18 protein-coding genes are annotated in these 21,962 nt (G+C 38.2%); 5 read left to right on the forward strand and 13 right to left on the reverse strand.

Translation table 11 applies throughout. The features are described from left to right. Positions 1-479 precede the first annotated feature (479 nt). From B3P23_RS14785 to B3P23_RS14800, 4 genes are read left to right on the forward strand one after another with little or no spacing between them, the layout of a single operon-like run. Positions 480-968: a thermonuclease family protein gene (locus tag B3P23_RS14785; protein WP_293927507.1), complete on the forward strand. Its 489-nt coding sequence runs from the start codon at positions 480-482 to the stop codon at positions 966-968. Beyond that, positions 965-1,828, forward strand: a complete 864-nt coding sequence (locus B3P23_RS14790) for an EamA family transporter (RefSeq protein ID WP_293927510.1) — start codon at positions 965-967, stop codon at positions 1,826-1,828. The genes B3P23_RS14785 and B3P23_RS14790 overlap by 4 nt, the downstream gene beginning before the upstream one ends. Then, positions 1,825-2,442, forward strand: a complete 618-nt coding sequence (locus tag B3P23_RS14795; protein WP_045753824.1) for an IMPACT family protein — start codon at positions 1,825-1,827, stop codon at positions 2,440-2,442. Before B3P23_RS14790 ends, B3P23_RS14795 begins: the two co-directional genes overlap by 4 nt. Next, complete coding sequence (locus tag B3P23_RS14800; RefSeq protein ID WP_293927513.1) at positions 2,439-3,293, forward strand: nucleoside phosphorylase; 855 nt, start codon at positions 2,439-2,441, stop codon at positions 3,291-3,293. The genes B3P23_RS14795 and B3P23_RS14800 overlap by 4 nt, the downstream gene beginning before the upstream one ends. A gap of 21 nt (positions 3,294-3,314) precedes the next feature. Here the strand turns inward: B3P23_RS14800 and rodA are convergent, their stop codons facing one another. From rodA to B3P23_RS14865, 13 genes are all read right to left on the reverse strand, one after another. Further along, positions 3,315-4,580: a rod shape-determining protein RodA gene (gene rodA, locus B3P23_RS14805; protein WP_045753826.1), complete on the reverse strand. Its 1,266-nt coding sequence runs from the start codon at positions 4,578-4,580 to the stop codon at positions 3,315-3,317. After that, entirely contained in the window at positions 4,573-6,549 is a 1,977-nt protein-coding gene (mrdA, locus tag B3P23_RS14810) for a penicillin-binding protein 2 (protein WP_293927516.1), read from the reverse strand. The genes rodA and mrdA overlap by 8 nt, the downstream gene beginning before the upstream one ends. A 33-nt stretch (positions 6,550-6,582) precedes the next feature. Beyond that, positions 6,583-7,098: a rod shape-determining protein MreD gene (locus tag B3P23_RS14815; RefSeq protein ID WP_248753245.1), complete on the reverse strand. Its 516-nt coding sequence runs from the start codon at positions 7,096-7,098 to the stop codon at positions 6,583-6,585. Continuing rightward, positions 7,091-7,933, reverse strand: a complete 843-nt coding sequence (mreC, locus tag B3P23_RS14820) for a rod shape-determining protein MreC (RefSeq protein ID WP_248753246.1) — start codon at positions 7,931-7,933, stop codon at positions 7,091-7,093. The genes B3P23_RS14815 and mreC overlap by 8 nt, the downstream gene beginning before the upstream one ends. An 89-nt stretch (positions 7,934-8,022) precedes the next feature. Beyond that, a complete protein-coding gene (locus B3P23_RS14825; RefSeq protein WP_021191193.1) occupies positions 8,023-9,048 on the reverse strand; it encodes a rod shape-determining protein in 1,026 nt (341 codons plus the stop codon). A gap of 171 nt (positions 9,049-9,219) precedes the next feature. After that, positions 9,220-10,878, reverse strand: coding sequence for a M1 family metallopeptidase (locus B3P23_RS14830; RefSeq protein ID WP_293927526.1), 1,659 nt, complete (start codon positions 10,876-10,878; stop codon positions 9,220-9,222). 85 nt (positions 10,879-10,963) lie between these two features. Then, positions 10,964-12,619, reverse strand: coding sequence for a DNA polymerase/3'-5' exonuclease PolX (locus B3P23_RS14835; RefSeq protein WP_293927529.1), 1,656 nt, complete (start codon positions 12,617-12,619; stop codon positions 10,964-10,966). 1 nt (position 12,620) lies between these two features. Then, positions 12,621-13,940, reverse strand: coding sequence for an NAD(P)/FAD-dependent oxidoreductase (locus tag B3P23_RS14840; RefSeq protein WP_248753248.1), 1,320 nt, complete (start codon positions 13,938-13,940; stop codon positions 12,621-12,623). Between the two features lie 266 nt (positions 13,941-14,206). Next, on the reverse strand, positions 14,207-14,536 hold the full coding sequence (locus tag B3P23_RS14845) for a 2Fe-2S iron-sulfur cluster-binding protein (RefSeq protein WP_248753249.1): 330 nt from the start codon (positions 14,534-14,536) through the stop codon (positions 14,207-14,209). Positions 14,537-14,538: 2 nt separating this feature from the next. Further along, positions 14,539-15,543: an NAD(P)/FAD-dependent oxidoreductase gene (locus tag B3P23_RS14850; RefSeq protein WP_293927534.1), complete on the reverse strand. Its 1,005-nt coding sequence runs from the start codon at positions 15,541-15,543 to the stop codon at positions 14,539-14,541. Between the two features lies 1 nt (position 15,544). Next, on the reverse strand, positions 15,545-15,985 hold the full coding sequence (locus tag B3P23_RS14855; RefSeq protein ID WP_045753876.1) for a MarR family winged helix-turn-helix transcriptional regulator: 441 nt from the start codon (positions 15,983-15,985) through the stop codon (positions 15,545-15,547). A 146-nt stretch (positions 15,986-16,131) separates the two neighbouring features. Further along, positions 16,132-19,098, reverse strand: coding sequence for a protein translocase subunit SecDF (secDF, locus tag B3P23_RS14860; RefSeq protein ID WP_293927537.1), 2,967 nt, complete (start codon positions 19,096-19,098; stop codon positions 16,132-16,134). A gap of 239 nt (positions 19,099-19,337) precedes the next feature. Further along, on the reverse strand, positions 19,338-19,811 hold the full coding sequence (locus B3P23_RS14865) for a hypothetical protein (RefSeq protein ID WP_045753874.1): 474 nt from the start codon (positions 19,809-19,811) through the stop codon (positions 19,338-19,340). Between the two features lie 656 nt (positions 19,812-20,467). On the opposite strand from B3P23_RS14865, the gene guaB reads away from it, so the two are divergent. Beyond that, positions 20,468-21,943: an IMP dehydrogenase gene (gene guaB / locus B3P23_RS14870; RefSeq protein WP_045753873.1), complete on the forward strand. Its 1,476-nt coding sequence runs from the start codon at positions 20,468-20,470 to the stop codon at positions 21,941-21,943. The last annotated feature ends 19 nt before the right edge of the window (positions 21,944-21,962 follow it).

The raw sequence follows: 21,962 nt of genomic DNA on the forward strand, positions 1-21,962 counted from the left end.
TTTTTAATATCTTGTGATGATTACAAATTCGTTCCAGCTCTTATTGTCTAAAATAAAAGTAATTAAAAAAATATGTAGTCGTCATTTTCATTATTTGTTCGTTTCGATGTTTCAAATATACGCATGTTTTTTAATAATACAAGAGAAAAAATAAATATTTTTAATCTATTTATTTTATTCAATTTTTGATATAAAAATACGCTTTATTTTAATCGAATTTTAGGTTAATTTTTTAATCATTTATTTTGTTAAATAATGTGTTTAAATATATTTAAACACATTATCGATGGTTTTTTAACCTTTATTTTACCTTTAAAAAACATTATTTTTACCATTTTTATATGGCATTTTTTATTAATTTTTTAGTTGTTTTTACCATTAAAAATGGTCTATTTTTAAGGTTATTACATCTGTTTTAAGTCAAAAATTGTTATCATAATTCGTATTTTTGTCTCCTATATATCGCAATTTATACAACAATGTTTAAGCTCATAATCGCTCATTTCCTAATTTTTATCTTTTCATACAGCTTCGTAATCGCAAGCGTTAAGGATGATCCCCGCTATTTTAAAGTAAAAAGAGTCATCGATGGCGACACTTTTGTCATTGTCGATCGGCAGCATCAGGATGTAAAAGTTCGTTTAATTGGTGTAGATGCTCCTGAAACACGTAAAACGAGAAAAAAGCCCGTAGGCTACTATGGTCAAGAGTCAAAAGCATACCTCAAAAAACTGATTGATCAAAAAACTGTCCAATTGGTATTTGACGTGGGTAAAAAGGATCAATACGGCAGATGGCTTGCTTATGTGTATGTCAATCGCACATTTGTCAATGCTGATCTGGTGAAAAAAGGTTATGCGGTGACGTATACGGTGCCGCCTAATGTGAAATATGCGGAATATTTCGTAAAATTGGAACAAAAGGCCCGAATACAGGAAATGGGACTTTGGAAATATAAGAATTTATGATTTTTGTCCTTTTAAGTGTTCTGTGTAGTGTTGCTGTTGCCGTACTGCTCAAGTATGCAAAACTCCAGCAGATCAGTACAAAGCAAATGATTGTCTGGAACTATCCGGTAGCAGCAATACTGACGTATTTTGTGTTGCAACCCAGGCTCGCAGATATTCACGTCGAGCAGATGCCTTGGCAGTTGTATATTCCTCTAGCGATTTTATTGCCGACTCTTTTTATTTTTATAGCACTGACTATTCAGTATACAGGATTGGTCAAGGCTGAGATCGCACAGCGCCTGTCTTTGTTTATTCCTTTAATGGCTTCTTTTATTCTTTTTTCTGAAGTGATTTCGTGGAATAAAGGAATCGGTATTTTGGTCGGTTTAGCGGCCATTGTCTGTTCCATTGGCTGGCAAAAGGGGAATGTAAAGCAAAGGAATAAAGTGGGAAGTATAGCCTATCCTTTACTGGTTTTTGTTGGGATGGGTATTATCGATATTCTTTTTAAACAGATCGCGCTCCATCAATCTGTACCTTATATTACGGCGATGTTTATGGTGTTTCTAATCGCGATGTTTGTCGCCTTTTTATTCATGATTTATTTTTTGGCAGTTGAAAAGCAAGCATTTTCTGTTAAATCTCTGGTTTTGGGAATTGTACTGGGTTTTTTCAACTTTGGGAATATTTTATTTTATATGAAAGCACACCGCGCAATTCCAGAAAATCCTTCTATTGTATTTACAGGTATGAATATTGGCGTGATTTCAGTAGGAGCGGTAGTCGGTGTTTTATTATTTAAAGAAAGGCTAAGTGTGATCAATAAAATTGGTTTGGCACTGGCTATTATATCGGTTTTAATTATAACATATTTGTGAGTTTATTTGAAGATACATATCGTACTATTGAAAAAAGTGCAGAGGGAATATTTCGGGATAAGGGCAGTAAATTTATTGCTTATGCATATCCTTTCACTCATGAAGAGCAGCTCAAGGAAATTATTGTGGAGTTGAAAGCGCTGCATCCTAAGGCGCGCCACCATTGCTGGGCATACCGGATGAGCCCGGATCGTACGGTCTTTCGATTGAATGATGATGGTGAACCTTCGGGGACAGCAGGCAGGCCTATTTTAAATGTGCTGCTCTCACAGGATGTAACCAATATTATTGTGGTGGTCGTCCGTTATTTTGGAGGAACACTCTTGGGGGTACCTGGTTTGATCAATGCTTATAAAACAGCGACACAAGAGGTCTTGTCCGTGGCCGAAATTGTAGAGAAAACAGTCAACGATATTTATAAGATTGAGTTCGATTATTTAGCGATGAATGATGTGATGCGTGTGGTCAAAGAAGAAAATATCGATATCAGTAAACAAGTTTTTGATAATACCTGTTATATGGAGGTGGAAGTGCGAAAAATGCAGGTCAATTCGGTCGTTTCACGTTTTGATAAAATTGAAAATTGTAAACTCTCTTATTTGCGAACGATATGATAAATGATTCAGAATTAATATTGAACAAAGATGGTAGTATCTACCACCTCAATCTGATGCCGGAAGACATTGCCGATACGATTATTACAGTCGGCGATCCCGATCGTGTGACGAAAGTATCTCAGTATTTTGACCGTATCGAATTGCAAAAAGGGAAGCGGGAGTTTATCACCCATACCGGATATATGGGTCATAAACGTATTTCTGTGATCTCGACAGGGATAGGGACCGATAATATTGACATTGTCTTTAATGAGCTCGATGCCTTGGTCAATATAGATTTTGTTTCTAAAGGATTGAAATCAAAATTAACCAGTCTAAATATTATTCGGATCGGAACTTCTGGTGCCGTTCAGTCGGATATTGAGATGGGAACAATTTTGGCATCTTCGTTTGGGGTAGGTTTTGATGCGCTTATGCAATATTATATCAAACCTTATTCGGCTGCGGAGAAAAAACTGGAAAAGGCCGTATGGGATGCTTTTCCTAATTTATACCTCAAACCTTATGTTGCAGAGGCCAGCGCATCTTTATTAGCGCAGTATGCGCATGATTTACCTCAAGGTGTGACGATGACCGCTCCGGGATTTTATGCGCCTCAGGGGCGGAATGTACGTTCGGAAAATACCTTTCCCAATTTAATTCAATTGGCAAATACATTCCAATCTGAAGATTTACGGATTACAAATTTAGAAATGGAGACCGCAGGAATCTATGCGTTGTCGCGTATGTTTGGACATCATGCCTTATCCATTAATGCCATTTTAGCGAGCCGAGTGGCGGGACATTTTAGTGCTGAACCCGAAAAAGTAGTCGATCGCGCCATAAAATTGGTCTTGGAACGCTTTTAATCCAATAGAAAAGGAGTGGTTTTAAACGACTCCTTTTCTATTGGAATCAAATTTTAGCATAATGAAGAGCAAGATGGTGAAACTCCATAAGGACGATCCTCCATAGCTAATGAACGGTAAAGGAATACCAATAACAGGTACTATCCCGATGGTCATGCCGATATTGATAAAGAAGTGGAAAAAGAGGATGGAAGCCACACCATATGCATAAATACGGGCAAAGGCCGAACGCTGTCGTTCTGCAATATGAATGATGCGGAGCAACAATGTCAGATAAATGCCGATCAGAAATAAGGAGCCTACAAATCCCCATTCCTCGCCCACCGTACAGAAAATAAAATCAGTACTTTGCTCGGGAACGAAGTTATATTTGGTCTGTGTACCTTGCAGATATCCTTTTCCCCAAAGCTGACCGGAACCAATTGCTATCTTAGATTGATTTAAATTGTAACCCTGTCCTCTTGGATCATCCATTTTTCCCAGGATGATATCGATACGATTTCTTTGATGTGACTGTAAAACATGATTATAGACCAGATCCACGGATAATATAAATACCGCAGACGCAGCAAAAATAATCCCGATATTGATTAAGTTTTTCCGCTTTTTTCTAAATGTCCACATAAAGAATCCTGCCAGTACAGCGAGTATGCCAATTAAGATCCAGGCATTGACCAAAAGCGCCATGACAAACAACACAATACACAGGCCTCCGAAAATAAGCAAACTGTTATTGACATATCCTTCGCGATAGAATACAAAGATAAGGGAAAAGAAGGCGAGGGCAGAACCTGTATCGGGCTGGAGCATAACCAGGAATACCGGAAATAATACAATACCAGCACCAATGGCTAACGTATGCATATTTGGATTTTTATTGCTCTGAGAACTCAAATAATTGGCCAGCAATAGACAGGTCGCTAGTTTTCCAAATTCGGAGGGTTGAAGCCTGAAACTCCCGATAGGGATCCATGCTTGATTTCCTCCAACATTTCTACCGATGACCAGTACGGCAATTAGGAGTAAAACAACTACTGCATAGATAACTGGAGATGCAGAACTGAAAAATTTGGCATCTATAATTAATATGGTAATGCCAATGATCAATGCAGAAGCAATATACATGGATTGCTTACCATAGTTGGTGGCCATATTAAACAAGCCCGGATTTTCTGGATCATATACTGCTGCATGAATATTGAACCAACCGATCAAACATAAAGCCAACCAGAGCGAAATGGTTAACCAGTCTATTTTTCCGAAAAAACTGTTTTTTTGGTTATTCATGACTTCTATTTACGGCACTATGATGAACGATTGTCTCCCTTGTTGTTACTGCAGCAATGCGGTTGACACTTTTTGTGGTATCTTTTTTGGATTTAGTTGAATCCGTTGTTTTTTTTATTTCCGCTTTTTTAGGATCTGCTTTTGGAGCAGGCATAAAATTAGCATTGTAAATACGGTCTTGTATATGTTTCGGCATCGTAATGGTATCCTTGATGTATTTTTCAACCATCATACTGGCGATGGGGCCTGCCCATACACCACCATAGCCTGCATTTTCAACAAATACCGCAATGGCTATTTTAGGATTATCGCGTGGAGCGAAAGCGAAAAATACAGCATGATCTTTACCATGTGGGTTTTGTGCTGTCCCTGTCTTTCCGCACATTTCAAGACCTGCAATTCGATTGGCAAAAGCAGTTCCCTCGCCCATGTTGACAGCTCGGCTCAATCCTTCGATTACCGGCGTATAATATTTAGCATCGACGCCTGCTGATATTTTTTCTGTAAACTCTTTTTTCACGATCTTTCTATCCCCGATAGCTTTGATGAGATGAGGACGATAATAAAACCCTCTGTTGGCTACAATAGCCATGATATTGGCCATTTGAAGAGGAGTGACACCCATTTCACCTTGGCCGATGGATAGGGAGATATTAAATGCCGAACGCCATTTGTCATTTCTGTAGCTTTTAGTGAAATGATCAGATTTATATAACAAACCTGCGTTTTCTCCCGGTAAATCAATGCCTAAGCGATGACCGATACCAAATTTGGAAATGGCTTCATACCAAAGATCGTAAGCCTTTGGTCCTGATAAACCTCTGGAATCTATCATTTTAGCGTAAGTATACCCATAATAGGTATTACAAGACACTTGTATGGATCTGATCAAAGAAGTCGCTCCGTGGTAATGGGTACAACGCATAAAACCTCTTCCGCCGCCATAGCTATAACCGTGAGGACAAAAGAACGTGGTGTTTTCATCAATCACGCCAGCCTGTTGAGCCGTTAGGGCAGCGACGACTTTAAATACGGACCCAGGAGGATAGGATGCCTGAATAGGACGATTAAATAATGGTTTACTTTCATCGTTTAATAATTTCATGTAATTATTGCCTGTTTCACGCCCCACCATATCATTCGGGTTGTAACTTGGACTGCTGACATAGGCAAGGACTTCACCCGTTGAAGGTTCTATGGCCACAATGGATCCTAACTTATTTTTCATCAGTTTCTCTCCCAAGATCTGCAGTTCCTTGTCCAATGAAGAAACCAATCCTTCTCCCGAAACAGCTAAGGTATCGTAACGGCCCTCCATAAATACGCCTTTGGGTCTATTGAGCGCATCGACCATCAGATTTTTGACGCCTCTTTTTCCTCTTAATAGGTCTTCATACGATCGCTCGACACCACTTCTGCCTATATAATCTCCAGGACGGTAAAAACCGTTTGATTTTTCAATATCTTTTTCTGTTACTTCATTGACATAACCCAAAAACTGGGCAGCAATACTATCCGGATAACTACGGACGGTTCTATTTTGCACATAAAATCCTCTAAAGCGGTAGAGGTATTCTTGCAAATGTGCATAGGTACGGGAAGATAATTGTTTTTCAAATATAGAAGCACGATAAGGCGAATGGGCTCGTGCTTTATCCATGCGTTTAATAAAACCTTCCTTATCAATTTCGATGAGTTGACATAATAATGCCGTATCTATATCTTTTGCTTCTCTCGGCGTAACCATGAGGTCATATACGGGTTCATTTTGCACCAGAACTTGTCCGGTACGATCTAAAATAACTCCGCGAGCCGGATAGACAACAACCTTACGCATAACATTGCTATTGGCCGAATGAATGTAAGAATCGTCAATGATCTGGAGATAAAATAGTCGAGCGATTATTAATAATGCAATACTAATAATAATGCCTTGAATGACAAATTTACGTGCGAAAAAACTGTTCATAGACTCTTTATCCTTTGTTTAGCAATGGAACTCTTAAATTCTGCTCTTTCTTTTATAGAAAAGAAAACTGAAAATGAGCAGAATAGCCATTGTAAAGATACAACTTAAACCAATAGTTGCTAATGTGTATTGAAACTGTTTGAAACTAAATGTTTCTAATAAAACCAGAACAAAGTGGTGAATCAGTGTTCCAAAAAAGGTATAGGATAGGAACCATTTAAAATTCATTTCACCCAATATGGGGGTAATGAATGTATCCATATCATTTTCAATCGTAATTTTCATGAAGAATACCCGATAGGCTGCCAGTGCTACACAAGCTGCGGCATTGACACCAAGTGTATCATAAAAAGCATCAACTGTCAAACCCGTTAAAAATGCAATTGTAAAGAGTAGAAAATTGGATATTCCAGTAGGAAGCAAAAAAATAAATAGAATGTACGGGAAAGGGCTTGCCAGATTATAATAGCCAATATTTTTGAATAAAAATACTTGCATGGCAATAAGTACCAAAAATCGAATGATATTAAATAGTAATATTCTAGCCATTATCCTGATTCGTTTCTTCTAATTGTTTTAATTCTTTTGCAAATAAATCTTTTACTACGTAGACATGGTGTAGGTTGGAGAAATTGGTACTTAACAGGATGCGTAAATCCAGAAAAGAATCTCCTGATGATATTCCAGTCTCGACCACAGCTCCAACAAGAATGCCTTTTGGAAAGTGCCCCGAATAGCCTGATGTATAAACTTTTTCAGCTGTCTTCACTTTGACATGATTGGGGATTTCTTTGACCATTGCAAAACGATAATCGACATTACTTCCCCACACCAAAGAACCAAACACCTCGGTGTTGGCTAATGTTACAGATATTTTGGTGTCCGGATGTAAGAGTGACTGTACTGTTGAAAAGTGTGGGGTCACATTGAGCACAATGCCGACTACGCCATTTGGAGCCAGTACACCCATTCCTTTTTCGATGCCGGCTAGGGAACCTTTGTTGATAGTCAGGTAATTGCTTTTTTGATGAATACTATTGTTCGTTACACTTGCAATGATAAATTCATATCGACCAAATTCGCTACTGTCAATAACAGGGCTTTTTGCCATCGCAACGGTATCTGTGGTTAAGTAATTCTCCAGTTGCGTTCTTAGACTTGCATTTTCTTTGACCAATTGATCATTGGTTTCGGTAAGTGATAAGTAGCTTTTCCATGAATTTACTTTTTCATAGATATGCCCAATAATATGATTGGATGAATTGAGCGCACTAGCACGCTGGAAAGTATTGTTAGTAACAACCAGAAACACTGAAAATCCAAAAAATAGGATAAACCAAAAAAATGCGTTATAACGTCTCAGAAATAACCAGAGGTTTCTCATTGTTTATTAATTATTACTTTGCTATTTAATAAAGAAGCGATATAGTGAAAAATCAACTATATCGCATATAAAATTTTATGTTGTGGCAATTATGATTGCATTAAGAATTTAAATCTTCCGATATTCTTTAAGGCGATGCCTGTACCGCGGACTACTGCACGAAGAGGATCTTCTGCAATATGAACTGGTAATTTTGTTTTGGCTTGAATTCTACGATCTAATCCTCTTAAAAGTGCTCCACCACCTGTCAGGTAAATACCTGTCTGGTAAATATCTGCGGACAATTCCGGAGGAGTGATTTCTAAAGCTTTTAAAATTGCTTCTTCAATTTTCGAAATGGATTTATCTAAACAATGGGCAATTTCTGTATAGGAAACTGTAATTTGTTTGGGGATACCAGTCATCAGATCGCGACCTTGAACGGCGAAATCTTCAGGTGGATCTTGCAATTCTGGAAGTGCGGCTCCAACTTCGATTTTAATCTTCTCAGCTGTACGCTCACCGATCATGATATTGTGCTGTCTACGGATATATTGTACGATATCAGAATCGAAGTTATCTCCCGCAACGCGGATCGACTGGTCACAAACAATACCGGAAAGAGCAATCACGGCAATCTCTGTGGTTCCACCACCGATATCAATAATCATGTTACCCATGGGCTCTTCCACATCAATCCCAATACCTACTGCGGCTGCCATCGGTTCGTGGATCAGATATACTTCTTTTGCTCCTGCAATTTCTGCAGAATCGCGTACGGCACGTTTCTCTACTTCAGTAATTCCTGAGGGGATACAGACCACCATTCTTAGCGAAGGAAAGAACCAGCTTTTCCCATTATTGACCAATTTTACCATTCCGCGAATCAAGTGCTCTGCGGCTGTAAAATCTGCAATAACACCATCACGAAGCGGACGTACTGTTTTTATATTATCGTGTGTCTTTCCCTCCATTTGCATTGCCTGACGTCCGATTGCAATTACTTTGTTTGTCGTACGATCAAAAGCCACAATTGAAGGTTCATCAACTACTACTTTGTCATTATAGATGATTAAGGTATTTGCGGTACCTAAATCGATGGCAACTTCTTGTGTAAACCAGTTAAATAAACCCATTTGCTGTATTGTAAACTACTTTTTATGAATATGCAAACCTACTAAAAATTATTAGTTTTTGAAGGTAAGTCTTGATTTTTTTTATTGATAAATTAGAACTCTTTTGAGGAGCTGTAAGATGATAACAAGTAAACGTTTAATAAGGCATTTTCTTATGTTTTTACTTCGAAATTAATTTTTCTGTACGTCAATGTAGTAATTAAAAGTGTCAATCTTTACATTTTTTTTTGTTAGATTGGGAATATCTAATGTTTGATCGTTGTTAGTGATATTAATTGCTTTTAAAGTATTATCTGAAGTCCCGATATAGATCGGCATCTGAAAATTGGCGACTGTATTTTTCCATTTAGCTTGAATTTTTCCATCTTTTGTCTCTGAAATGTACAGCACAGGAATGGAAGTAGTCTTGACATATTGCTCAAAAATAGAACTGAAATTTATACCCGATTCTTGATTGATGTAACGCACAATATCATCATAATTAACTTGTTGATGATAAAACTTAGCGTTTAATCCTCTCAGAATAGCTCGCCATTTATCATCATCTGCTATGATGGTTCTAATCATGTTGTGCAGGACACCGCCTTTATTGTACATATCTCCGGAGCCTTCGTTATTGACATGATATTGACCTTGTATAGGTTTATCATTTTGAATGGCTCTTCGATTGCCATAAATATATTGCTGCCCCGCTTTTTTACCGAAATAATAATCGATATACAGGGATTCGGAATAATTGGTGAAACTTTCATGAATCCACATATCAGCAATATCTGCTGCTGTTATATTATTGCCAAACCACTCGTGCCCAGCTTCATGGATAATGATAAAATCCCATTTCAACCCCCATCCTGTACCCGAACCATCTCTGCCCAGATAACCATTCAAAAATCGGTTGCCGTAGGCAATGCCGCTTTGGTGCTCCATGCCGAGGTGCGATGTTTCGATCAGTTTGAAACTGTCTTCATAAAAAGGGTAGGGGCCAAACCAGTATTCAAATGCTTTTAACATCGGTTTTACATTGGCCTCAAAATGCGGTTTTGCCCGATCTATATTTTCGCGCAATACATAGTAATCGATATCCAATTTTCCCTTCTCACCCTGATAGCCATCTTGAAAATGAACATAGTCACCGATATTGATGGCGATATTGTAATTGTTAATGGGGTTGGAAACAAACCAGTTGAATTTAGATTTTTTCTGACCGATGCTTTCCATATTTCGTAATCGACCATTAGAGATATTCATCAGTCCTTTGGGTACTGTTACCGAGATCAACACGCTATCCGGTTCATCCGACTGATGATCTTTATTGGGCCACCATAGACTCGCTCCAATACCTTGGTTTGCGCTCGCTACCCAAGGCTTATTGTTGCTGTCTTTCTTCCAATCAAATCCGCCGTCCCATGGGGCACGATTGGCTTGATGTGGCGTGCCCGAGAAATATACTTGGATAGAGTCTAAGGTATTGGCTTTAATGGGCATAGGGAAATCGATAAACACGGCATTAAATTCGCGGGAATACCTTAACTTTTTGCCCCGATAAATAATTTTTTCAATAGCCATATTATCAAAGAGATCAATCTGTATGCGATTGAAATCCTGTATGGTTTTAAATTTGATGAGATTGCTGCCAGAAATGCTTCGTGTGGGGATGTCGACATCAACATCGAGGTGATAATAGGTGACATCATAGCAGGTCCTTAAAGGTGTCAATTGGCCTCTTAAAGAATCTTTACGAGAAAATTCAGTTTTGTTTGATAATAATTGCCCGTTGACTAGACAAGGATAGAAAAAAAATAGTGCAATTAAATAGAATAGATTTTTCAACGCTTTTGATATTGATATAAACGTTAAATATAAGAGAATTTACCTAGTTTAAAAAATACGAACACTTTTTAAACCTAGGTATCGTCTATCTTTTTTTGTTAAAAAAGCTTTCAATTTCGGCTAAAGTAAAGCTATTAAGACAGTTTTTGGCGCTTAATCCACCTTTTCTTGCCACAAATATTCCATAATGCATATCCAATAAACCTTCGGTACGGTGCGCATCTGGATTGATGGATAATAGTACGCCTTTTTCTAAGGCATAACGATGCCATCGCCAATCTAAATCCAGGCGTAATGGATTGGCATTGATTTCAATCACAACGTTGTGGGCAGCACAGGCATCAATTATTTTTTTATAATCCAATGGGTAGCCTGATCTGCTTAATAAAAGTCGTCCGGTAGGATGTCCCAATATCGTGGTATAGGGATTTTCTATGGCTTTTAACAAACGGGCGGTTGCTTTTTCTTCGTCCATTTTGAGATTGGAGTGGACAGAAGCGACAACAAAATCAAAACCGGCAAGAATCTCATCGGGATAATCTAAGGAACCATCGGCTAAAATATCGGACTCAATGCCTTTAAATATTTTAAAGGGCGCCAGTTGCTGATTGAGCTGATCAATTTCTTCCCATTGTTTTTGTACACGGTCTATCGGCAGACCATTGGCATATACAGCAGTTTTGGAGTGGTCACAGATTCCGAAATAGCTAAGCCCTAATTCTTCTTTCGCGTAACGAGCCATTTCAGCTAAGGTATGTACCCCGTCGCTGTAGGTAGAGTGGTTATGCAAAGTGCCTTTCAGATCATCGAAATTGATCAATCTGGGTAGTTGATGGTTTTTGGCCAAAAACACCTCATCCAGACCTTCTCGAAGTTCGGGTTCAATATAATCCAAGCCTTGTACCGCATAGAGCTCTTCTTCCGAATTTAAAGCCGTTATCAACTTTTCATCTAATAGTTCCAAGTGTTTTTTGGAACCTGTAGTTAAGATCAGATGTTGGTAAAATTCTGTTGTTGTGGAGAGGTAGAGGTGAAAGGAAAACCCAAGTTCATCTCGGAATGAGATATACTCCAGCTCTTCATTTACCTGATCAGGATAATGCGCATGTAGATAGGCCAAGGTGCTATCTCGATCTGCGCTTAATAGGATATCGACCGAACTTAATACTTCACATTTTCTACGGAATTCTCCAGTAAAGGAAATGAGGGTAGGAGATAGGCTGTTTTCAAGTGCTGTAATGACGGCTTCTGCACTCTTCAGTACTCTTGCATATAAAAACCATCCTTGGTTGGATATGGAAAATTCAATGGATTTTTTAATATCCTCTTGTGTTTTCAGTCCAAAACCTTTGGCTTCTATCAATCGATTTTCGTTGCAGGCATATAAAAGCTCACCCACACTCTCAATCTGAAGGTCTGTCCAGATAATTTGTATTTTTTTGGGACCTAAGCCTTTTATGTTAAGCATTTCCAGAATTCCTTCTGGGGTAATGCTTAACATCGCATCTAACTCATCGAATGAGCCAGTTTCGGCTAATTTTTTAACCTTTTCTGCCGTGCTTTTCCCGATTCCGGGTTGGCTGCTGATCTCTTCTAGAGAAGCGGTTTCAAGCAGAAAGGGTAGTTTATCTAACTTAAAGGATGCACTGGCAATTGCTTTTATTCGGAAAGGATTTTCATTATGCAATTCCATCAGCTGGCTACATAATTTGAATTTTTTAGCAATTGTCTTGTTATCCATTTTAGTTGTTTTCTATGACTTGATTATCGTTTTTTACCTCTGGAGCGGGTTGATTGTACTTGTAAAATATTAATCGAACACCTGAGTTTTTAGTGAAAAATTTCACTGTCCAGTTGATAAAGGTAATGACTTTGTTTCTAAAACCAAAAATAGACATTAAGTGAACAAACATCCAAACGATCCAGCCGAAGAATCCGTTAAAATGGATTTTACCCATATCCACCACCGCTTTGGCACGGCCAATAGTCGCCATGGAACCTTTGTCGAAGTAGGAGAATTTCTCATTTGAACGTTGACCCATCACATTGCTAATGTGTTGTGCAACGTATTTACCTTGTTGCTGTGCTACAGGGGCTACACCTGGCAATCCACGAGGTAGATCATCGGTAATAAATGCGGATACGTCGCCAATTGCATAAACATTTTCCATATCTAAGACACGGCATTGATCATCTGTCTGGATACGATTACCACGTTGGATATTTTCTTTTTTGAAGCCTTCTGGAAATTGACCTGCAACTCCAGCACCCCAGATCACTGTCTTTGTCTCGATCGCGCTACCATCACCAAAAGAGATTGCAGTGCCATCAAATCCTGTTACAGAAACATTTAATAATATTTTAACACCTAATGCTTTTAGGTATTTTTCCGAATCTTCGGAAGATTTTTCAGACAAATTAGCTAACACTTTACTTTGGCCTTCGACCAAGTAAACGTTCATTTCTTCTTTGCGTAATTCGGGATAATCTTTTTCTAAGATGTTATTTCTGATCTCAGCAATTGCACCGGAAAGCTCAACACCTGTGGGACCTCCACCGACAATGACAAAGTTTAAAAATGGTTTACGCTCCTCTGGATTTGCAATTTGAACTGCTTTTTCCAGATTTTGTAACACATAGCTACGGATATTCAATGCTTCCTGAATGCTTTTCATCGGTAAGGCATATTTTGCGATTTGCTGATTACCAAAGAAATTGGTCGTAGCTCCTGTGGCAACGACTAAAAAATCATATTCAAAATCACCAATATTGGTTTGAACCGTTTTATTGATCGCATCGATATGATTGACTTCTGCAATTCGGAAACTAAAATTCTCCTGAGATTTGAACATCTTACGGATAGGGAATGAGATCGAATCTGCAGACAATGTACCTGTAGCTACTTGATACATTAAGGGTTGGAAAGTATGAAAATTATTTCGATCTAATAATAGTACTTCTACTTCCTTATTTTTTAACTTTTTAGCAACTTCAATTCCACCAAAACCAGCACCAATAATGACCACTCTTGGGAATTTTCTATCTGAACGATTGCTTAGCATATTATTTGAAATTTATATAAAATATTCGGAAACGTGTAATCCTTCTGCAAATATCTTAATTTTTCATTCAAAAAACTAAAATATCTTTATATATACTTGCTTTTTATTGTCATATTTATGGAGAACAAGCTATTTTTTTATTTTGTTTATTTTATTACTACTTGTTAATCAGTGTCTTGCAAACAGAATTAATTGCATAGTTCATTAATTCTGTTTGCGTGGATATTTTAAAAATTGGGTGTAAAAAGTACACTTTGAATAATTTCTTATTGTAATGCGCCTTTTATTTTAATACTTAAGCCTTCATTTTCGTTGGTTAATCTCAGTTGGCAAGCGAGTCGGCTATCGTCGTCGGCATCTGGTAAAGTATCTAGCATATCGAGCTCCTGGTCTTGGGGTTCTGATAAATGTTCTCCTCCTGATTTGATCTGTACATGGCAGGTGGCGCAAAGAGCCATTCCTCCACAAGTGGCTAAGACCTCATACTCGGATGCTTTTAACAATTCCATTAAAGATAAGTTGACATCTGTAGGAACTTCAATTTTTTGAACGGTACCATCCCGATCTTCAATTTCTATTTCAATAATATTGTCCATAACTAAAAAGTATTGATGCCATTTACAGTGGTATATTTGAAACTTAGTTTTTGTTCGGGATACACATATTTAAAAGCACTTTGTGCCATTAATGCCGCTTCATGGTATCCGCATAAAATCAATTTTAATTTACCTGGATAGGTATTGATATCTCCAATGGCATAGATACGTTCGATATTGGTTGAGTAATCATATGTATTGACCTCAATCGCATTTTTTTCAATCTGTAGACCCCAGTCCGCAATCGGTCCCAGTTTTGGTGTTAAACCAAATAACGGTATGAAATAATCGGCCTCCATGCGGACTTCTTCTTTCTGTTTATTGATCGCGATGACATGCGATAGACGGTCTGAGCCATGCACATCTGCCAGATTGTGGGACAATAACAGATTGATCGCTCCTTTTTGAGCAAGCTCTAAAACCTTGTCGGCAGAGTCTGGTGCTCCTCGGAAAGAATCACTGCGATGTATTAATGTCAATTCTTTTGCGATATCAGCTAAATAGATCGCCCAGTCTAAGGCAGAGTCTCCACCACCGGCGATGATAATCTTTTTATCGCGATAAGTCTCTGGATTTTTGACCATATAATCAACACCTTTTCTTTCGTATTGGGCTAAATGGGGCAACTCGGGCTTACGAGGCTCAAAACATCCTAAACCACCTGCTATCACGACAACTTGACAATGTATGCGTGTTCCTTCGGCGCTAATAACGATATACGAACCATCATCTTGTTTTTCGAGACCTTCCACACGTTCTCCAAGTGTAAATGTGGGATGGAATGGCTCGATTTGTTTCATTTGATTGTCAATCAGTTCCTGTGCTCGTATCGTGGGATACCCCGGTATATCGTATATCGGCTTATGTGGATAGATTTCGGAGAGCTGACCACCGACTTGAGGTAAAACATCAATAAGATGACATCTCATCTTTAACAAACCTGCTTCAAATACAGCAAATAGACCTACTGGTCCAGCTCCTATAATACAAATGTCCGTTGTAATCATATCAAATTTTATTACTTAAGTTGTTATAAATTTTATCCAGTATACGCGTGAATGCAGTAAAGTCATCATCGGTTAAATTTTCCCAAGCCTTCATGCGGATGTTTGCAACGATTGGAGAGTAGGCTTCTACTTTTTTTCGACCTTCATCTGTCAAATGCAAATAGATACTGCGGCGATCAGAGGGATGAATGACACGTTCTGTCAATCCTTTTTTTATTAATAGGTCAACAATACGGGTCAGGGTAGGCTGATCTTTACAACACTTTTCAGCGAGTTCTTTTTGCAATAGATCATCATTTTCATAAAGTGTTTTCATGATGGTCCATTGATCTACCGTGATGTCAAAGTCATTTTCAGTAAAAGAATTTTGTGCAAATTGTTTTACTTTTTTTGCTGTTCTTTCTAAAATGAAAGAGTATCGGTTGAATTTTTCGTCTTGCATTTAAATATTTGTATACTAATATTTAGTACAACAAATATAATCAATAAATACTTCGTGCAACAAGTATTATGTGAATATATTGTAAAATAAAAAAAGGCTTTCGGATCAATTTCCGAAAGCCTTTTACAAATTATGATAATTTTAAATTATGGAGTCACCGGTTCAGCTTTTTTAGGAGCGTCTGCCAAGTGTTTTCCTTTACTCAAATCGTATACTGCTGGTGCAGCTAAGAATATCGATGAATAAGTACCTACAATAATACCAATTAAGATGGCGAAAGAGAATCCTCTGATCACTTCACCACCGAAAATGAATAATACGGCTAATACGAATACAATAGTCAACGACGTAATCACTGTTCTACTTAATGTGGTATTGATCGCGTGGTTGATCGTTTCACCAAAATCTTTATTTAAAGCATTTGGTTTATTCAAATCTTCACGGATACGGTCAAATACAACTACTGTATCATTGACAGAATACCCTAATACCGTTAAAATAGCGGCAATAAAATGCTGGTCAATATCTAATGAAAATGGAACGATACCATCTAAAATAGAGAACAAGCCCAATACAATAATGGCATCATGAATGGTTGCGATAGCAGCCCCTGCTGAATATTGCCATTTACGGAAACGTACTAAAATATAGACTGCGATGATCAATAAGGCAAAGATAGTGGCATAAATTGATCTTGCTTTCATATCTGTAGCGATACTCGGTCCAACTTTCTGAGAAGAAAGAATCTCATGTTTGTTGCTCGCATCTACTTTAGATAATCCTTGATTCAATTTAGTCAATACTTCTTTATCTGCTTCGTCAGAGGTCTCATCAATATGATAAGTCGTGGTGATACGAAGTTGGTTTGCTGCTCCAAATACTTTAACCTCAGTTGTTTTTTGGAAGATATTATCTAAGTTTTCACGTACAGCTTCTAGATCTACAGGTTTGTCGTAACGAATGGTATAGGTACGTCCTCCTTGGAAATCGACCCCTTGACTAAATCCTTTAATGAAGATCGATGCAAAACAAGCGATAACGACAACAATAGAAACGATGTAAAGTCCTTTTCTTTTCTTGATGAATTGGAAATTGGCATTTTGCAATGTTTTCGCAGACCAAGGGAAGGAAACTTTAATTTTCATGTCACGCTCCAACATCCACTCAAAAATAATACGAGTCAGGAAGATGCCGGTGAATAATGAGGTGATGATACCCACCATTAATGTGGTTGCAAATCCTAAAATCGGACCTGTTCCGAAGAAGAATAATACTAAACCAACTAAGAAGGTTGTAATCTGTGAATCTAAGATCGAAGGTAATGCGTGTTTGTAACCATCGGCAACAGCTTGACGGATTGACTTGCCGCCCGCTAATTCCTCACGTATACGTTCGTAAATCAGTACGTTGGCATCCACCGCGGTACCCATTGTCAATACGATACCCGCGATACCAGGTAACGTCAGTACAGCATTTAATGATGCTAATACCCCCATGATAAAGAATACGTTTACAAGAACAGCAACGTTTGCTACCAAACCTGCAGTATTGTAATAGGCGATCATGAATACAAGAACCAATACGATACCGATCACTGCTGAATTTACACCCGAATCAATTGCCGACTGTCCTAAAGTTGGACCTACAATTGCCTCTTCAACGATTTTAGCAGTTGTTGGTAAACGACCAGCCTTTAATACGTTTGCTAAATCTTTTGTGTCTTCAACGGTAAATGAACCTGAGATGGATGAATTACCACCAGCGATCTCTTCATTCACACCGGGTGCTGAATATACGACATTATCAAGCACGATAGCGATCGATTGGTGACCTTGTGCTGCTTTAGCGGTAATTTTTTTCCATTCACGAGCACCTTCGCTGTTCATTTGCATGGAAACAACAGGTTCGTTTCTTTCATTAAATTCGTCACGAGCATTGGTAATAACGTCACCTGTTAAAACAGGGCCATTATCCGCACCTGCAGGTCTGATGGCATATAAAGAAAGGATATTGGGTGTTTTAGCTTCTGGTTTTACCGACCATAGCAATTTTAAATTTCCTGGAATAATCGATTTAACCTCAGGTCTGTTTAAAAAAGCATTTACTTTTGCGGTATCTTTTAGATCTGCACTACCCACCATTGCTCCAGGCATCAAAGCCATTTGTTGATTCTCGCCCATGTAAACAGCAGGTCTCAACACATCAAACAATGGGTTATCTTGCGATAATTTTGTCGTAGCACTATCTTTCGTGTTTTTATTTGCACCTAAGTTCGCCAATAAATCATCTGATTTTTTAGTCGAATCTGTTGTTGCTTTATCCTCCGTAGGAGCTACTTTTAAAGTTGCAGATAAGGTTTTGTTGATGTTTTCCAACAAAGGATACACCTCCTGATTAGCGTGAGTTTCGTAAAACTCTAACTTGGCCGATCCCTGTAATAATTTACGGACACGCTGCTCATCATTCACACCTGGTAATTCAATTAAAATACGGTTTGTACCTTGTTGAATCTGGATGTTAGGAGAAGCAACTCCAAACTTATCAATACGTGTACGAAGTACTTTGTATGAATTTTGGATAGCATTGTCAGCTTCTTTTTGTAAAAAAGATTCCAATTGTCTATCAGAGTCCCCCGCTTTGATTAAAGATGCATTATCTTTAGTCGCGAAATAAGTTGAGAGTGGAGTCGTACTACCCGTAGCTTTATATTCTTCAATGAATAAATTTACTAGAGATTTTTGACTTGTTTTACTTTTCGAAATTGCAGCTGTAAGTGCCGCATTGAATTTCTCGTCTTTAGGATTATCTGCTAAGTTACGAATCAACTCATCGATTGAGATTTCCATCGTCACGTTCATACCTCCTTTTAGATCCAGTCCTAAAGCCAATTCTTGTGCTTTAGCTTCTCTGTAGGTGTATTTTGCAAAACCTAAATTGTAAACAACCTCGCCAGCGATAGAGTCTAGGTACGATTTTTCACGTGCCATATCTCCTTGTGCATAATTCTCAGCATCACGCTCAACTTTGCGGGTTACAAAAGTGAATGATAGGGCGTATAGACATGCTATAGATACCGCTATCACCAAAAATTTAATCAGCCCTTTACCTTGCATCGTCTGTTTTTAGTGTATTAGTTTGATATTATATGATATAATTGATAACTCATTCTTGTTTGAAAATTACAATTCTCCAAGAATGCCAAAGGTATAAAAATTTTGTAAAATGAAAAGCTTTATTTGATTAAGCTTATGATAAAAAGCGATTAATTTACAATCAATAGGTTACGCTATTTACTTTAAATAGAAAAAGCCTCCCTTTTGGGGAGGCTTTTTTATGCATCATGCAATTCTACCTATCTTAATGTATATTTAATACCGAAAGAAAAAGTGGATGCATCAAAATCATTACCGTGATTTAATCTCCAATCTGGTTTCCAATCTGCGTGAAGACCGATAGGTGCTGCAGGAATTTTAAATTCCAAACCTAATTGTGGACGTAAAGCTACCCAAGTTTGGTTATCGCCAGCATCAATAAATGATAACTGTGCACCAATACCTGCATACCAACCTAAACCGTTAGTGCCTGAGAATGGTCTTGCATATTGGTAATCAGCTCCAACTGCAACAACATGGTCATCAAACATAATTTGTGCTTGACCATTATTTGCACCACCCATAGATTGTTTGTATTGAACACCCCATAAATCACCTACTGTACCATCAAATACAACACCGATAGCCGCGCGTTGTGGTGATTGAGCTTTAGCCTCTTGTGCTCCTAATGCTAATATGGCAACTGCAGCCATTGATAGTAATACTTTTTTCATAATATGTGTTTTTAAATTCAATTCAGACTTAGTGTGCAAATAGCTTGCCAAAAGTTGTAAGTAGAGATTGAGGACAAGAAAAAATAAGGGAATGCAAAAGAATGTTGAAGGATGCCGTTAACGATCTTGATTAAGGTAATATTTTGACAATGAGTTATTAAGTTGTTTTTTTTGAGGTAAGATCATTGCGATAATCGGCATGATGTCACCAACTATATTCATTTTTTTTCTTTATAAAAATTGATCCATTGTTATTGGAACACAACAAGAAGTCTATAGATATACCTAATAAATACACAGGATCAGCGGTGCGGATCCCTGGAGTGCGGCTATAGATAGAGCAATATTCATCTAAAAACACAGGGTCGTTTGATATGGATGATCTAGAACATAAAGTATGAGCGATTTGCTCGCTTATATAATACGATATTAAAAAGCCATTGATGGTCTATAGAATTATGTAGAAGTGGTATTAGGTTGAAAAAATGTTGTGGTAGATCTGTTTGTCTTTTTAAAATGTTATTATTTTATCTAGCCAGCTATGTTAAGCTTAAGTTATATTAATCATTTCAATGTAATTAGTCAAAATAATTTTCGTTTTTCATGAATTATTCTTAATTTTGCCTGGCAAATAGAAAACCCAATACATATTTGCCATGCAATTAGATCCACAAAAATTCGTAGCAGAAGGACTTACCTACGACGACGTATTATTAATTCCAGCTTATTCTGAAGTTTTACCACGTGATGTCGATACAAGTACTTTCTTGACAAAAAAAATCAAATTAAATATTCCATTAGTTTCTGCGGCAATGGATACGGTGACGGGTGCTGATCTAGCGATTGCGATTGCACAAGCGGGCGGTATTGGTATGTTGCATAAAAACATGACGATCGCAGAGCAGGCGGCAGAAGTACGTAAAGTAAAGCGTTCGGAAAGCGGCATGATCCAAGATCCGGTTACGTTATTGGAAACAGCAACAGTGGGTGATGCTTTCAAAATTATGAAAGATCATAAAATTGGTGGTATTCCGGTAATCGATGTTGAGGGTAGGTTAGTTGGAATCGTGACTAATCGTGACTTACGTTTCCAAAAAGTCATGAGTCAGCCGATCGCCTCATTGATGACGAAAGATAATCTGGTAACCGCTCCTGAGGGTACCGATCTAGTAAGAGCAGAAGAGATCTTGCAAGACCATAAAATCGAAAAACTTCCAGTTGTGAATCATGAGGGTATCCTGAAAGGGTTGATTACTTTTAAAGATATTCAAAAATACAAACATTATCCTAATGCTGCTAAAGATACGCACGGACGTTTATTAGTCGGTGGGGCAGTTGGAGTCACTCCTGATACATTAGATCGTGTAGAAGCTTTAGTAAAGGCTGGTGTGGACGTAATTACGATAGATACTGCTCATGGTCACTCAAAAGGTGTTATCGATAAATTGAAATTGGTGAAGGCAACATTCCCTGATCTACAGGTAATCGTTGGAAATATTGCTACTGGTGCAGCTGCAACAGCGTTAGCTGAAGCGGGTGCAGACGCGGTAAAAGTTGGTATCGGACCTGGATCAATCTGTACCACACGTATCATCGCAGGTGTTGGTGTACCTCAACTGTACGCGATCTATGAAGTAGCACAGGCACTAAAAGGCACTGGAGTTCCTTTGATCGCAGATGGTGGTATCAAACAAACTGGTGATATCGCTAAAGCAATTGCTGCTGGCGCTTATACCATCATGGCTGGTTCATTATTTGCAGGAGTGGAAGAAGCTCCGGGAGAGACGATCATTTATGAAGGACGTAAATTTAAGTCATACCGCGGTATGGGATCTATCGAGGCCATGGAAAAAGGATCTAAAGATCGTTACTTCCAAGATGTTGAAGATGATATCAAGAAATTAGTTCCAGAAGGTATCGTTGGTCGCGTTCCATACAAAGGAACCTTAGCTGAGGTGGTGTACCAATACATGGGCGGATTGAAGGCTTCAATGGGCTACTGTGGAGCTGCAACTATCTCGAAGTTGCAAGAAGCACAATTTGTACGTATCACAGGTGCGGGATTGCGCGAATCGCATCCACATAATATTTCGATTACAAAAGAAGCTCCTAACTACAACAGTAGAGGTTAATACCGAATAAACAAAAAAA

It is taken from the genome of Sphingobacterium sp. UBA6320, from assembly GCF_002440335.1.
Lineage (GTDB): Bacteria > Bacteroidota > Bacteroidia > Sphingobacteriales > Sphingobacteriaceae > Sphingobacterium.

Excerpts from the sequence above, each read along its gene's own strand:
- B3P23_RS14835 (WP_293927529.1), bottom strand. The coding sequence starts at position 12,619 with ATGGATAACAAGACAATTGCTAAAAAATTCAAATTATGTAGCCAGCTG.
- B3P23_RS14850 (WP_293927534.1), bottom strand. The coding sequence starts at position 15,543 with ATGATTACAACGGACATTTGTATTATAGGAGCTGGACCAGTAGGTCTA.
- B3P23_RS14815 (WP_248753245.1), bottom strand. The coding sequence starts at position 7,098 with ATGGCTAGAATATTACTATTTAATATCATTCGATTTTTGGTACTTATT.
- B3P23_RS14785 (WP_293927507.1), top strand. The coding sequence starts at position 480 with ATGTTTAAGCTCATAATCGCTCATTTCCTAATTTTTATCTTTTCATAC.
- B3P23_RS14865 (WP_045753874.1), bottom strand. The coding sequence starts at position 19,811 with ATGAAAAAAGTATTACTATCAATGGCTGCAGTTGCCATATTAGCATTA.
- B3P23_RS14845 (WP_248753249.1), bottom strand. The coding sequence starts at position 14,536 with ATGGACAATATTATTGAAATAGAAATTGAAGATCGGGATGGTACCGTT.
- mrdA (WP_293927516.1), bottom strand. The coding sequence starts at position 6,549 with ATGAACAGTTTTTTCGCACGTAAATTTGTCATTCAAGGCATTATTATT.
- mreC (WP_248753246.1), bottom strand. The coding sequence starts at position 7,933 with ATGAGAAACCTCTGGTTATTTCTGAGACGTTATAACGCATTTTTTTGG.
- B3P23_RS14840 (WP_248753248.1), bottom strand. The coding sequence starts at position 13,940 with ATGCTAAGCAATCGTTCAGATAGAAAATTCCCAAGAGTGGTCATTATT.
- B3P23_RS14855 (WP_045753876.1), bottom strand. The coding sequence starts at position 15,985 with ATGCAAGACGAAAAATTCAACCGATACTCTTTCATTTTAGAAAGAACA.
- rodA (WP_045753826.1), bottom strand. The coding sequence starts at position 4,580 with ATGAATAACCAAAAAAACAGTTTTTTCGGAAAAATAGACTGGTTAACC.
- secDF (WP_293927537.1), bottom strand. The coding sequence starts at position 19,098 with ATGCAAGGTAAAGGGCTGATTAAATTTTTGGTGATAGCGGTATCTATA.
- B3P23_RS14825 (WP_021191193.1), bottom strand. The coding sequence starts at position 9,048 with ATGGGTTTATTTAACTGGTTTACACAAGAAGTTGCCATCGATTTAGGT.
- B3P23_RS14790 (WP_293927510.1), top strand. The coding sequence starts at position 965 with ATGATTTTTGTCCTTTTAAGTGTTCTGTGTAGTGTTGCTGTTGCCGTA.
- B3P23_RS14800 (WP_293927513.1), top strand. The coding sequence starts at position 2,439 with ATGATAAATGATTCAGAATTAATATTGAACAAAGATGGTAGTATCTAC.
- guaB (WP_045753873.1), top strand. The coding sequence starts at position 20,468 with ATGCAATTAGATCCACAAAAATTCGTAGCAGAAGGACTTACCTACGAC.